General features: G+C 63.9%; 14 protein-coding genes. 6 read left to right on the forward strand and 8 right to left on the reverse strand.

Translation table 11 applies throughout. The features are described 5' to 3' along the window. Positions 1-14 precede the first annotated feature (14 nt). Complete coding sequence (locus PDM29_RS08210) at positions 15-764, reverse strand: SDR family oxidoreductase (RefSeq protein WP_311193357.1); 750 nt, start codon at positions 762-764, stop codon at positions 15-17. Between the two features lie 104 nt (positions 765-868). On the opposite strand from PDM29_RS08210, the gene PDM29_RS08215 reads away from it, so the two are divergent. Continuing rightward, positions 869-1,783: a LysR family transcriptional regulator gene (locus PDM29_RS08215; protein ID WP_311193358.1), complete on the forward strand. Its 915-nt coding sequence runs from the start codon at positions 869-871 to the stop codon at positions 1,781-1,783. A gap of 8 nt (positions 1,784-1,791) precedes the next feature. Here PDM29_RS08215 and PDM29_RS08220 read toward each other — a convergent pair whose 3' ends face one another. Further along, the gene (locus tag PDM29_RS08220) at positions 1,792-2,691 is read right to left on the reverse strand and encodes an alpha/beta hydrolase (protein ID WP_311193359.1); all 900 of its coding nucleotides are present in this window, start codon (positions 2,689-2,691) and stop codon (positions 1,792-1,794) included. 204 nt (positions 2,692-2,895) lie between these two features. Here PDM29_RS08220 and PDM29_RS08225 point away from each other — a divergent pair, with 204 nt between their 5' ends. Then, complete coding sequence (locus PDM29_RS08225; RefSeq protein ID WP_311193360.1) at positions 2,896-3,429, forward strand: hypothetical protein; 534 nt, start codon at positions 2,896-2,898, stop codon at positions 3,427-3,429. A gap of 226 nt (positions 3,430-3,655) precedes the next feature. Here PDM29_RS08225 and PDM29_RS08230 read toward each other — a convergent pair whose 3' ends face one another. Next, positions 3,656-4,111: a hypothetical protein gene (locus PDM29_RS08230; RefSeq protein ID WP_311193361.1), complete on the reverse strand. Its 456-nt coding sequence runs from the start codon at positions 4,109-4,111 to the stop codon at positions 3,656-3,658. A gap of 210 nt (positions 4,112-4,321) precedes the next feature. Further along, positions 4,322-5,029: a hypothetical protein gene (locus PDM29_RS08235; RefSeq protein WP_311193362.1), complete on the reverse strand. Its 708-nt coding sequence runs from the start codon at positions 5,027-5,029 to the stop codon at positions 4,322-4,324. Positions 5,030-5,145: 116 nt separating this feature from the next. Between PDM29_RS08235 and PDM29_RS08240 the strand changes: the two genes are divergently transcribed. Next, on the forward strand, positions 5,146-5,970 hold the full coding sequence (locus PDM29_RS08240; protein ID WP_311193363.1) for an ATP-grasp domain-containing protein: 825 nt from the start codon (positions 5,146-5,148) through the stop codon (positions 5,968-5,970). Positions 5,971-6,069: 99 nt separating this feature from the next. Here the strand turns inward: PDM29_RS08240 and PDM29_RS08245 are convergent, their stop codons facing one another. The 4 genes from PDM29_RS08245 to PDM29_RS08260 all read right to left on the reverse strand — a co-directional run bounded on the left by PDM29_RS08245 (position 6,070) and on the right by PDM29_RS08260 (position 7,912). Further along, a complete protein-coding gene (locus PDM29_RS08245) occupies positions 6,070-6,591 on the reverse strand; it encodes a hypothetical protein (RefSeq protein WP_311193364.1) in 522 nt (173 codons plus the stop codon). Further along, positions 6,578-7,015, reverse strand: a complete 438-nt coding sequence (locus tag PDM29_RS08250) for a hypothetical protein (protein ID WP_311193365.1) — start codon at positions 7,013-7,015, stop codon at positions 6,578-6,580. The genes PDM29_RS08245 and PDM29_RS08250 overlap by 14 nt, the downstream gene beginning before the upstream one ends. Positions 7,016-7,199: 184 nt before the next feature. Then, positions 7,200-7,502 (reverse strand): hypothetical protein, encoded by a 303-nt coding sequence (locus tag PDM29_RS08255; protein ID WP_311193366.1) that lies wholly within the window; start codon positions 7,500-7,502, stop codon positions 7,200-7,202. Positions 7,503-7,639: 137 nt separating this feature from the next. Next, a complete protein-coding gene (locus tag PDM29_RS08260) occupies positions 7,640-7,912 on the reverse strand; it encodes a hypothetical protein (RefSeq protein WP_311193367.1) in 273 nt (90 codons plus the stop codon). A 156-nt stretch (positions 7,913-8,068) separates the two neighbouring features. On the opposite strand from PDM29_RS08260, the gene PDM29_RS08265 reads away from it, so the two are divergent. The 3 genes from PDM29_RS08265 to PDM29_RS08275 are packed head-to-tail and all read left to right on the forward strand — an operon-like array spanning position 8,069 to position 12,923. After that, positions 8,069-8,701, forward strand: a complete 633-nt coding sequence (locus tag PDM29_RS08265; protein WP_311193368.1) for a TetR/AcrR family transcriptional regulator C-terminal domain-containing protein — start codon at positions 8,069-8,071, stop codon at positions 8,699-8,701. Positions 8,702-8,742: 41 nt separating this feature from the next. Then, a complete protein-coding gene (locus PDM29_RS08270) occupies positions 8,743-9,846 on the forward strand; it encodes an efflux RND transporter periplasmic adaptor subunit (RefSeq protein ID WP_311193369.1) in 1,104 nt (367 codons plus the stop codon). Then, positions 9,843-12,923, forward strand: a complete 3,081-nt coding sequence (locus tag PDM29_RS08275; protein ID WP_311193370.1) for an efflux RND transporter permease subunit — start codon at positions 9,843-9,845, stop codon at positions 12,921-12,923. The genes PDM29_RS08270 and PDM29_RS08275 overlap by 4 nt, the downstream gene beginning before the upstream one ends. Positions 12,924-13,256: the final 333 nt, after the last annotated feature.

The following is a 13,256-nucleotide window of genomic DNA, read 5'->3' on the forward strand; positions in this document are numbered from 1 at the left end:
CCTGAAGTGAGGGGTTACAGCTGGCTCATGCCACCGTCGGCAATGATCTCGGTGCCGACGATGTAGGCCGATTCGGGCGAGGACAGGTGCAGCACGGTGGCGGCGATCTCTTCCGGGGTGCCAAAGCGGCCCAGCGGAATCTGGCTCTGGATCTGCGCGGCGGTGGCTTCCAGCTGCGCTGCGTCCAGCCCGAGCTTGTTGTAGATCGGTGTGGCCACCGGACCCGGGCTGAGCACGTTGACCCGTACGCCACGCGGCAGCAGCTCCGCCGACAGCGTCTTGGCCAGAGAGATCACGGCCGCCTTGCTGGCGGCATACACCGAGGTGTTGGGCATGCCGATACGGGCGTTGATCGAGCCGTTGATGACCACGGATGCGCCGTGGTTGAGCAACGGCAGCAGCGCCTGCAGTTGGAAGTACGGCCCCTTGATGTTGGTGTTGAAGATCTGGTCCCACAGGGCCTCGTCCACGTCCGCAAACGGGGCGAACTTTGCCGCACCGGCGTTGAGGAACACGGCATCCAGACGGACGCCCTCAGTACTGAGGCTGGCAGCCAGCGCCTGCGCCGCCGTGGTCGAGCCGGCATCGTTGACGACCGCCAGCGCGGTCGAACCGAGGGTGGCGCGCGCCTGCTCCAGGCTGGCGGCGTCGCGGCCGGTGATGACCACCCGGGCCCCTTCCGCCGCAAACGCCTGGGCGGTCGCCAGGCCGATGCCGCTGCTGCCGCCGGTGATCAGGACGGTCTTCTGGTTGAAACGGTTCATGGTGTTCTCCTGCAGACACAGCCGATTGCTGTGAGGCAATAGTGGCGAGGGCTGCGGGCGTTTCCGTGCCACAATCCCGGCGCACTCGTTCGAAAGGATCGAACATGTTGTCCATCGAAGAACTGGCCCTGCTGGAGGCCATACGGGAGACCGGCAGCCTGTCGCGGGCAGCGGCCCGGCTGGGCAAGGCACCGTCCACGGTGTCGCATGCCGCCCGACAGCTGGAAGCGCGCTTCGACGCGCTGCTGTTCGACCGTCGCCGCTACCGCCTGCAGCTCACCCCGGCCGGCCATCTGCTGGCCCAGGAAGCGTCGCGGGTGATGCTGGACGTTGACCGCCTCACCCGCCGGGTAAAGCAGGTCGCCGGTGGCTGGGAAGACCGGCTGTGGATTGTCACCGACGAGATCCTGGAATTCGAAACCCTGTTGCCGGTGATTCGTGCGTTCGATGCGCTCGACTCCGGGGTCACCCTGCGCATCACCCATGAGGTGCTGACCGGCACCTGGGATGCACTGCGTGACGGGCGAGCGGATCTGGTGGTGGGGGCTACCAATGAGCCGCCGGTCATTCCCGGCCTGCGCTGGTTCGAACTGGGGGTGATGGACTGGGTCTTTGCCGTCGCCCCGCACCATCCGCTGGGCAAGGCGACCGAACCGCTGGAGCCGTCGCAGCTGCTGCAGCATCGTGCAGTGGTGGTGGCCGATACCTCGCGGCGGGTCGAGGTGCGCGGCTACGGCGTACAGGGCGGGCAGCCCACCTTGGCCGTACCCAGCATGCACGCCAAGATCCATGCCCAGCGCGAGGGACTGGGTGTGGGTTGGCTGCCGCGCCAGCGCGTGGCCGGGCTGCTGGAGCGGGGCGCTCTGGTTGAAAAGACCATGGCCAATCCGCGCGAACCCAACCTGCTGTATGTGGCGTGGCGCGGCGACCATCAGGGCCGCGCGCTGGACTGGTGGCTGGCGCAGCTCAGGCAGGAACGCCTGGCTGCGCGCCTGGTGCAGGGCATCGCCGTCACTTGAGGTTTTCCTCAGGCGACGCCCGCGGCGTCCTGCGTGGGCAAATGCCGTTCGATCCACTGTTTGAAGTCGGCCACCACCTGCTCACGGCCGTCGTCATTGAGCAGGTCATGGGCATGGCCTTTGTAGAGTTTCAGTGTCTTGTCCTGCGAACCGGCGTTATCGAAGAAGATCTGGCTGCCCGCCGGCACGGTCACCTTGTCGGCGTCGCCATGCACGATAAGCACCGGCAGACGCAGGCTGGAGAACCCACGTTCCAGCCGGTCATTGCCGGCCAGCATCTGCGCCACGGTCAGCGCCGTCTGTTTTTCATTGGCGATCAAGGGATCGGCATTGAGCGCCCTGACCACATCGGGAAGCCGTGAGAACTCCTTGTTCGGCAGCTTCAGCACCGGCAAGGTGGGGAAGGGCCCACTGAACCAGCGCACCAGTGTCAGCACTGCCGACGGAGCCGGTACACGGAAGGCGAAGCTCTCGCAGATCAACCCGGCCAACTCGTCCTGGTGTTCCAGGGTGTAGCCGGTGGCGATCACCCCGCCGGCACTGTGCCCGAGCAGGAATACCGGCAGGCCCGGCTCGCGTGCGCGGGCCAGGCGCAGCAGGCTGTCCACGTCGGCCAGGTAATCGTCGAAATGCCGGACATGGAAGCGCGGTCCGCTGGACTTGCCGCGTCCGCGCAGGTCCACCGCGTACACCGCCAGCCCCATCGCGGTGAACTGTTCGGCGGCCCACAGGTAGTGGCCGCTGTGCGAGTTGAAGCCCGGCACGATGGCCAGCACCGCGCGGGGGATTCCGGCAGGTCGCCAACTGCGGATGAATAGTTCGCCCTCGCCGCCGGCGATGATCTCCTCACTGCGCGACGGACCGGGGCGGCCGGGACCGGAAGCAACGGCATGCAGGGTGCTGTTCATGGCAGATCCTCACGACGGGGAGGGACGCCCATGCCGCCGCCAACGGGTGGCAGGCGACAGGGACGGCGATCAGGGGGGAGCGGCCGGCATCCGGGGATGCCGTATAGGAGCCCAACGCACAAGCCAGGAAGCAACGGCCACGCAACTGCGGGCGTAGGATGGTGTCGTACAGGTGGACCCTGACCGGGTCCGGAGGAGCTCCCCATGCTCGACGCCCTGCCCGTGCTCGATGCCATTCTGCAGCGCCACGCTGCCGAACTGGGCAAGGACCACCTGCCGTATCGCAATCACGCTTACCGGGTAGCCAATTTCCACTGGTGCCTGTTACCCGGAAGTGACGAGGACCGGTACGTGCTGTCGGTGGCCGCTGCCTTCCACGACTTGGGTATCTGGACCGACGGCACCTTCGATTACCTGGGACCGTCGGAGGCCCACGCGCGTGCCTATCTGCAGGCCGAGGGGTGCGGGGATCTGGTGCCCTTGGTGCTGGCGATGATTGACCATCATCACCAAGTATCGGCGATGAAACGGACGGCGGATCCGCGCGTTGAAGCGTTCCGGAAAGCGGACTGGATCGATGTCACGTTGGGGCTGCGCCGGTTCGGTGTGCGGTTGGACGACTTCAAGCGCATTCTGGCACGCTTCCCGCGTTTGGGATTTCACCGCCGGCTCGTGCAGTTCGCGTGGCATCACAGCCTGCACCATCCAACCAATCCGCTGCCCATGCTGCGGCGGTGACGGTTGCGCCTCCGGTACCTCCCTCGGCACGTTCTACATTGACCATGCCTGGATGTTGCTTCGAACCCGCATGGAACCCGCTTTGGTAGGGTCGCACGACAGTCGACCGCCGATACCAATCATCGCTGCTGGAAGGCATGACCTCAGAACGAAGAAACGCTCCTCCGCCACAGCTCATGCCCAAATGCACTGATCACCGTTATCGGCGGTCGACTGTCGTGCGACCCTACCGGAATGCTTCCCCGTCACTCAGCCTGGCTTCGTCACCGTTGACCTTCACCGTCCGCACCTGCGCGGCCGGCGCTGCGATCTTGAACCGCGCCCGATACTCACAGATGCAAGCCGCCATGTCACCGTCACCGGATGTTTCAAGCCGGTAATCCAGCTTCAACGTTTCGCCGCTCAGCCTTGCCTTCGGTTCCAAGCCCCTGTCGTAACCGCAGCCGTAGTTATGCCGAACCAGATACGTGGTGACGTCACCTTCCTGGTTACGCAGTACCTCGGGTGCATATGACTCATCCTCCCAGTCACCCTCGCACCCCAGGTACTTGAACTCCTTGAGCAGACCTTCGCCATCACCGACGTCGCCCGGATTCGAGCACGCGGTGAGTCCCATCACAACAGTCAGTACAACCCCTGTTCGACGCATCGTTCCATTCCCTTGGTGATCTGCAGCCATCATATGAACTTCCGGGTGCAGCTGCCCAATCCACTCGGCGACGGCCGGAACACCCCTCGGCGCCCCAACTCCGGCGGAGGTCGCATCGACCGCATGAACGCCTGCCCGGTAGGGTCGCACGACAGTCGACCGCCGATATCAACCATCGCCGCTGGAAGGCATGACCTTCAAACGGAGCAGCGAGCTTTCACCGCAGCCTGCGCCATTGCGCACCTATAGGGCTGCAGGTTGACTGTGCATCACTTCAATCGTCGATCCAACCGGAACATCGCTCTTTTCAAGTCCATGGAACGACAGGAACACTCGAGTAAATGGCTCTCTTTTTTGATGCTCGATCATCGGACGCGCTTTCCGTCTGGTTCCGTCGGGTCGCACGATCGTCGCTTGATAGGATCCACCGGAGTTGAGTGGGGCGAGATCCTCTGCCACCCGAATCGCCAGCATGTTGAAGTGCTTTATGTGGAGCGCTTCAACCACAGTGAACAGCATCAAGCCATCCGGTATGCCTCTCTCGCGCCTTCGTGCACAATGCCAACGCTCTAGTGCCAAACGGCATTCCGGGCAGTACCACGCTTTAACTGATGACGGCCCTCCGTCTGGGACCAACCTTGCATCAACTGCGGCATTTGGAAATTGCGCCGAGCGCTCGCGGATATACGTGCTGGAGAGGGTCAAACAGCCATTGAACGTAGGCAGGCTACAGGGCAGTAGGTCACGCTCATGCACATGGCAGAAGCGCAGAGCTGCTTCGAGCTCATGGATGTCGTGGTGCCATGATGAATGAGTTGCGTAAAAGCGATCCACTTCTTGTTCCTGCCAGAACTTCAGCCGGGGTCGAAATCCTTGCGCAAGAAACTTTAAGAATCGCTCCTGGCCGAGGCATTCGGCGAATGCCTTTCTCAGCAGATTCAGATCAGTCATAGTGCCCGCCCCCCCACGGTGTGAGGAGCATACATCACCAGGCAGCAAGCCGGGATCCTGACCTGTTGTCGGCCCGTTCTCGACGTGGCAGCATTCCTTTCACGACGGGAGAAGCAATGCCAATGGAAAAAGTACGATGGATCGTTCAATCCAATCTGGGCAGTCGGAGGGACATAGAGGCGATCGCCGATGCCTGCCAGAAGCTGGGACTGGAATGCCTCCAGGTTGCCGTCATCCCCTTCTCCGATGCACTGCCTGAGGTACCGACCGACGCTCCCGCCGTCTTCTACGGGTCGGCAAATTTTGCCACCAACGTGCACCGTTCTGGTCGCTGGGTACCGGGGGTTTTCTTCGACGAGCAGGCGTTCCAGTTCACTCACACCCTTCAGCAGTACGGAGACGAGTGCCTCAATTCCGACGCCCGGGTGACCACCATGGCAGAGTTAGCAGCGCTTGATCTGGCCGACGACGTGCGCCTGTTTGTGCGTCCGGTGGCGGATCTGAAGGAGTTTGCCGGAACCGAGTTCAGCCTCGGCGAGTACCGGAGTTGGTATGCCCGTCTGGCCGGGGGCGACTTCGATCTGGGCCCCGATACACCAATCATCGCCGCCTCGATCAAGCCCATCGAACACGAATGGCGGCTGTTTCTGGTCCACGGCCGGGTGGTGGCCGGTAGTCACTACCGTAGTCATGGCGAGTTGCAGGTATCGCCAGAGATTCCGCCTGAGGTACGCGTCTACGCCGAGCAGATGGCGGCGGTCTGGAGTCCCTCGGCCGTGTTCGTTCTCGATGTGGCGCAATCGCAGGGACGCCTCTGCGTCATCGAGATCAACGGATTCAACAGCTCCGGCTTTTACGCCAGCAACATTCAGGACATCGTGGAGGCGGTCTCCGAAGTGGCGACACACCCCAAGCCATCCGACCCCCACTTCGTCGCGTGAATGCAAAATCGGTGGGGTCGGACGACAGGCGACCGCCGATAGCAACCATCGCTGCTGTAAGGCATGACCTTCGAACGAAGCAGCGCTCTTTCACCGCAGTTACTGCGCCACCGCGACGTACTTCTGCAGGACCTGTGTCACCTCCTCCTGCAGTTGGTGTGCTGAAACAATACCGTCCGAAATGAGATTGACTTTGTCTTCAAGAATTAAAAGTTCAATCCAGAGATCCCGAGGCAGCCCCGTCGTCTCGCGGATGTCCATGGAGATCCAGATCGCTGTCAGGACACTTATCTCTCCTGCCGCGAGCCTAGAACACGTGTCGGACAGCAGCCATCGTCCTGCTTGCTGCCAGTCAGCCTGGCTTGCGCCGATCTTGAGTGCATCCATCACCGTGTACTTGTCGTGGGCAGTGGCGATCTCGATGATCTCGATGGGCGGTGCATCCAAAGCCGCGATCACGTCGTACGCCCATGCGTTTGCGTCGTCGGACGTCAAGATCGCCAAGGTAATTCCTGCCCAGAAGTATGCGCAGACGGAGGCGCGGTGTGCCTCGGCAGGAAGCACCCACGTTGAGCGACCTGAATTCAACAACCCCAAGGTTCGATGATCAGAGGCGGTCAATGGAGTTCACCAGAATCTCAGCAGGCCACTGCGACATGTGCCCGCAACCACCCCACCCAGGCGAAGGTGCTCGCAGTGCGCCCAATACTTGAACGCGGTGGCCATTGAATCGCTGCCATGATGCAAACAGTAGAAGTGCTGCAACAAGACGGATGAGCGTGTGCACGCGCAGGGCGCCCAGACAAGTCAGCGACAACAGCAGAACGGCCAGTCCCGCCCAGCCTGCGCTGACCGCACCGGTAGTGAGCGGATACTCCAGCCCCTTGGTCGCCTCATCTGCGAACATGAAAAGTGCCAATCCGATGGGCATTACCCCGTGACCCGCAATAAGAAATGAGATCGAGTAGCTGACCGCCAGAACGAGGCAGGTGACGGCGGCCATCACGCGCGGCGGTTGAGACGTGGTCGCTGCGGTGGCGTTCAAGCGATGCTCCATGCCGAATTGAGCTTGAATCCTACGGAGCCTCGCATTTGAAGTGCAAGAGGGCAGCCATACGAACACCGGTAGGGTCGACTGACGTTCGACCCTACCGGAGCGTGTCGCGCAACTGGCGTCAGTATGCCGGTGTGGGATCAAGGGCGAATACGCGTATTCGTAGGCGGTCATCTCAGCGACGGGTCAGCTTGGCCTCATCTGCAGCACGTTTCAAATCGTTGTAGCGGCTGGCCGGAAGTACCCCCATCAGCGGGGAAGGCTTCAGCATTCCCAGTTCGCCCGGAGCGTTCATGAAGGCGCTGAGCGTATAGGGCAGTACCACCAGGTTTTTGAGGTCAAAGCGCGTAGGCACTCGAAGACCCGCCACCCTGAGCTCCGACTCCTTTTCGATCAGAAAGCAGCCTCGAGGAATCGGTTTCGGGCGTTGTGATGTTCCATACGCAACTCGCAGCCGGGCGGGCTCGCTGTCGTCCATTACCGAGATGACCAACGCAGGCCGTTCCTTGAGTGTGGGGTCCTTGGGGTCGTAGTTGGGAAAGTGGCACCACAAGATGTCACCAGGGTTCGGAGCGGGTGTCCACGCTGAGCTCTCCACCTCCCGATCCGAACCCGTCACAGTCCGTCAATCAACGACCGGGTCGGCTTGTACCCAACCTCATGTGCCTCAAACCGCTCGCGGATGGCTTGCAGCGCCGCTGGCGACAGGTCGGGGGTGGGGGCCGGCATGCTTGGCATTACCTGCTCTCGCAGCTTGGCCAAGGCGTAATTGATCAACTGGGTTTCGTTGAAGCCCAGGATCTCGGCCATCGCCTTCACCGAACTACGGGTCACCGTGTTGGGGGTGTCCTTGTCCTTGAACTTCATCAGCAGCGTCTGGGATGACATGACGGCACCTGTATATGAATTATATATATGGTCCCGCCGGAGCCCAGGAGTGTCAAGCATTCCCGTCGGAATCGGCCCCTGTCGTCTTTCCCCCTTGCACCCCCAAACCTAACACTGTTAGATTCGCGCCTAACAACGTTAGGTAGCCTCCCCTCCATGCGTCAGGCCATCGCCCGCGACAACATTGTGGACGCCGCCTTCAGGCTTCTCGACGAAGCCGGCATGGAGGGCGTCACCCTGCGCAAGGTGGCCTGTTCGCTGGGCATCCGCGCGCCTTCGCTGTACTGGCACTTCAAGAGCAAGCAGGCGCTGGTGGATGCCATGGCCGACGCGATGATTGTCGACGTGGCCCGGCACATCCCTGAAGGCCAGCCCTGGCGGCAGACCCTGCTGCAGATCGCGCGCGAGTTCCGGGTGGCGTTCAAAGCCCGGCGTGATGGCGCGCGGGTGTATGCCGGCACCTTCATCGCCACCGAAAACGTACTGCGGGTGGGCGAGGCCAGCATTGTTGCGCTGACCAACGCCGGCGCGCCGGCCAGCTTCGCCGCCACCGCCGCGATGGACCTCGTGTATTACACGATGGGTTTCGTGATTGAAGAACAGTCGTGGCCAGGCGACGGCAGCATGGAAGCGCTGGGTGAGGCCTTCATGGCCCTGGCCGAACAGCGTTTCCCGCACTGCTGGCAGGCCCGCGAGGTCTGGCGTGAAGTCGACTTCGATACCCGTTTTGAACAAGGCGTGGGGCTGATGCTGGACGGCATCGAACAGCGCCTCGCCCGCACCTCCTGAATCCTTTCCCCTTACCGCTGCTCCGACACGGAAGCTCATCCATGCGTTCGCTCTTACTTCGCTCCTCCCTGCTGGTGCTTTCCCTGGCCGTACTGACCGCCTGCGGCGGCAAGGACGATGCCGAGGCCGATGCGTCCACCACTTCGGCGCTGCCGGTATCGGTGGCCGCTGCACAGACGCAGGTGATGCCGCGCACGGTGCTGGTGTCCGGGCCGGTCAGCGCCTTCGAGGAAATGCAGCTGGGCGTGGAGATCAGCGGCCAGCGCGTCACCGCCCTCAACGTGGACGTCGGCCAGTACGTCAAGAAGGGGCAGATCCTTCTGCAGCTGGACCATCGCACTCTGGACAGCGAGCTGGCCCAGGCCGAAGCCTCGCTGCGCCAGGCGCAGGCCTCGCAGGAGCTGGCCCGCCTGAACTACCAACGCAGCGAAAAGCTGGCGGCGGAAAAGCTGATCAGCGAAAGCAGCCTGGATGAGCTGCGGGCCAATCGTCTCAACGCGGAGGCGCAGACCGCCACCGCCCGCGCCTCGCGTGACTCGGCACAGCTGCGCCGCGATTTCGCCGACCTGCGCGCCCCGGCCGATGGCTTGATCTCCAAGCGGCTGGTCCAGCCGGGCCAGGTCGTGTCGGCCGGTACCGAACTGCTGCGCCTGATCCGCGATGGTCGCCTGGAGTGGCGCGCTGAGCTGCCCGAAGACCAGCTGACTGGCGTGGCCGTGGGTAACCCGGTGCAGCTGCCGTACGCCGGCCAGACCATCACCGGTCGCATCCGCGCCGTAACCCCGGGCGTGGATGCGCAGACCCGTACCGGCACTGTGTACGCCGATCTGCCCGAACCGGGCACGCTGAAGCAGGGCGTGTACGTGGAAGGCCGCATCGTCACCGGCGACGGTGAAGTGCTCACCATTCCCACTGCCGCCATCGTGCAGCGCGACGGCCACAGCTATGTGTTCAGCGTCAGCGACAAGCAGCAGGCCACTCGTCACCGCGTGCGCACCGGCCAAGCGCTGCAGGGTCGCACCGCGATCCTGGAAGGCCTGAAAGCCGGCGACAAGGTGGTGGTGGAGGGCGCAGGCTTCCTGGGTGAAGGCGACCGCGTGCGCGTGGTCGATGCCAGCGCCGCCAAGAAGGCGGCCGCGCAATGAACTTCTCCGCCTGGGCGATCAAGCGCCCGTTACCCGCCCTGCTGATCTTCTTCGTGCTCTGCGTGGCCGGCCTGTGGGGTTTCCACCAGCTGCCGGTGGCGCGCTTCCCGGACATCGCCTTCCCGATGACCACGGTTACCGTGACCCAGCCGGGCGCTTCGCCCAGCCAGTTGGAAGCGGAAGTCACCCGAAAGGTGGAGGACTCCGTCGCCACGGTGAACAACGTCAAGCGCGTGATCTCCTCGGTCAGCGAGGGCGTCAGCACCACCACGATCGAGTTCCAGCTGGAAGCCGATCTGGCCACCGCGCTGGACGACACCCGTGATGCGGTCACCCGCATCCGCACGGATCTGCCGCAGGACATCCAGGAACCGGTGATCTCCAAGGTCGACATCGGCGGCTCGCTGATGACCTACGCCCTGGTCGCCCCGCACATGACCCCGGACGAGGCCAGCTGGTTCGTCGACCGCGACATCTCCCGCGCCATGTATGGCGTGCCCGGCGTGGCCCGGGTCACCCGGGTGGGCGGCGTGCAGCGCCAGATACGGGTGGACCTGGACCCGAACGCGTTGATTGCAATGGGCATCACCGCCGGTGATGTCTCGCAGCAGCTGGCGCGCATCCAGGTCGAGCGCGCCGGCGGCAAGGCTGAAATCGAAGGTGCGCAGCAGACCATCCGTACGTTGGGAACGGTGGGCGATGCGCAGGCACTGCGCGACTATTCCATTGCCTTGCCGGACGGCCGCTCGGTGCGGCTGTCCACGTTGGCCAAGGTCACCGACGCCGCCGCCGACCCAACCGAAGCGGCGCTGCTCGACGGTAAGGCCGTGGTGGCATTCTCGATGTCGCGTACGCGTGGCTCCAGCGAAGTAAAGGTGGAAGCCGGCGTGCATGAAGCGCTGGACAGGATCAAGGCCGAACACCCGGGCATCGACTTCAAGCTGGTTACCACCGCCATCGACGAAACGCATCGCTCCTACGATTCGTCGATGACCATGCTGTACGAGGGCGCGTTGCTGGCGCTGCTGGTGGTGTGGCTGTTCCTGCGTGACTGGCGTGCGACCTGGGTGTCGGCGCTGGCGCTGCCGCTGTCGATCATCCCCACGTTCGCGGTGATGTACTTCTTCGGCTTCACCCTGAACATGATCACGCTGCTGGCGTTGTCGGTGGTGGTCGGCATCCTGGTCGACGATGCGATCGTGGAGATCGAGAACATCGTGCGCCACCTGCGCATGGGCAAGCCCCCGCTGGAAGCCGCGCGTGAGGCCGCCGGCGAGATCGGCAACGCGGTCATCGCGACCTCGCTCACCCTGGCCGCGGTGTTCATCCCGGTGGCGTTCATGCCCGGCATCGCCGGCAAGTTCTTCCGCGAGTTCGGCTGGACCGCCGCCACGGCGGTGCTGTTCTCGCTGCTGGTCGCACGTCTGCTCACGCCGATGATGGCGGCCTACCTGCTCAAGCCGCACGGCGAGGAGAAGCCCGAGTCGAAACTGATGACCTGGTACCTGGGCTGGGTCGACGCGGCGTTGCGCCACCGGGGCCGCACCCTGTGGCTGGCGACCGGTCTGTTCGTGGCCTCGCTGGCGCTGGTGCCGCTGATTCCGGCGACCTTCATCCCGCAGTCAGACCTGGGCCGCAGCAACCTCAGTCTGGAGCTGCCGCCGGGTACGCGCCTGCAGGAAACCGTGGCGGTGGCCGAACAGGCGCGCGCGCTGCTCAAGGACATCCCGGAGCTGAAACAGGTGTACACCGCCGTCGGCAGCGTGCTCGACCTGGGCGATCCCAGCGCCACCGGCGTCGGCGAGCCGCGCAAAGCGACGCTGGTGCTGGACTGGGGTGTCGCCGATGACCGCGACCGCGATCAGCGCGTGCTCGAACGCGAAGCGCGCAAGCGCCTGGCCGACCTGCCCGGCGTACGGGTGAGCTATGTCAGCTCCGAACCGGGGAACCTGCTGCAGCTGGTGCTGTCCGGTGACGACCCGCAGCGCCTGCAGGACGCTTCCACCGCGCTGGAACGCGACCTGCGCGGCATCCAGGGGCTGGGCAGCGTGACCTCCACGGCTTCGCTGCTGCGTCCGGAAATCCAGATCGTGCCGAACCCGGCGCGTGCCGCGGATCTGGGCGTGGCTACCGCCGATATTGCCGAGGCGGCGCGCATCGCCACCGCCGGTGACTACGAACAGCGCCTCGCCAAGCTCAACCTGCCCGACCGTCAGGTGCCGATCCGCGTTGGTTTCGCCGAAGCCGACCTGGCCAACCCGTCGCTGGTGCACCAGCTGCGTGTGCCCGGTCGTGACGGCCCGGTGCCGCTGGCCGCGGTGGCCGACATCCAGCCGGGCAGCGGCCCGTCGCAGATCTCGCGCTATCAGCGCCAGCGCAACGTCACCCTCACCGCCGAGCTCAACGGTCGCCCGCTGGGTGAAGTGATGACCGAGGTTCAGGCGCTACCGACGGTGAAGAAGTTGCCGCCGGGCGTGACCTTCCTCAACACCGGTGACGCTGAAGTATTCGTGGAGCTGTTCATCGGATTTTTGCTGGCGATGGCGGCAGGCTTGATCTGCATCTACATGGTGCTGTTGCTGCTTTTCAATCACGCCTTGATGCCTGTCACCATTCTGGCCGCGGTGCCGCTGTGTGCCGGCGGTGCATTCGGTGCGCTGCTGATCACCCAGAACATGCTTTCACTACCGGCGCTGATCGGCCTGCTGATGCTGATCGGCATCGCCACCAAGAACTCCATTCTTCTGGTGGACTACGCGGTGATGGCCGAGGACGAGCAGGGCATGAGCCAGCACGACGCGCTGATCGATGCCTGCCGCAAGCGCGCGCAGCCGATCATCATGACCACGCTGGCGATGGGTGCCGGCATGATGCCGATCGCGCTGGGCTTTGCTGGTGATTCCAGCTTCCGCGCGCCGATGGCCATTGCGGTCATCGGCGGCCTGATCACCTCCACGCTGCTCAGCCTGATCGTGATTCCGGCGGCCTTCACCGTGGTCGATGACGTCGGCGAGTGGCTGTCGCGGAAGTTCCGCCACCGCTCCTCGCATCATTCGCACGCTGCCGGCGGTCCTTGACCGCCGATGGGGATGTGCGCGATTGCGGCGTTACGTGGGCTACGTGGGGGATGGCTGGCATCTGCGGAATGTGGGGTTCCCTGGATGTGTGGGGTAGGGTCGGTCGATAGACGACCGCCGACCTTGCCTATCAGTGCATTGACGCATGACCTCGGCCGGAGACGCTGCTACGGCGATGGTCATGCGTCACCGTAATGATCACCGCTATCGGCGGTCGTCTATCGACCGACCTACCAAAGCAAACGCCACAACAAGCGCCACAGCAGACGCCATAGCAACCGCCACAGCAGCCGCCACCGCTGTGACGCAGTCCACACTGCGCCCCGGCCTGCG

Source organism: Stenotrophomonas oahuensis, assembly GCF_031834595.1.
GTDB classification, from domain to species: Bacteria; Pseudomonadota; Gammaproteobacteria; order Xanthomonadales; family Xanthomonadaceae; genus Stenotrophomonas; species Stenotrophomonas oahuensis.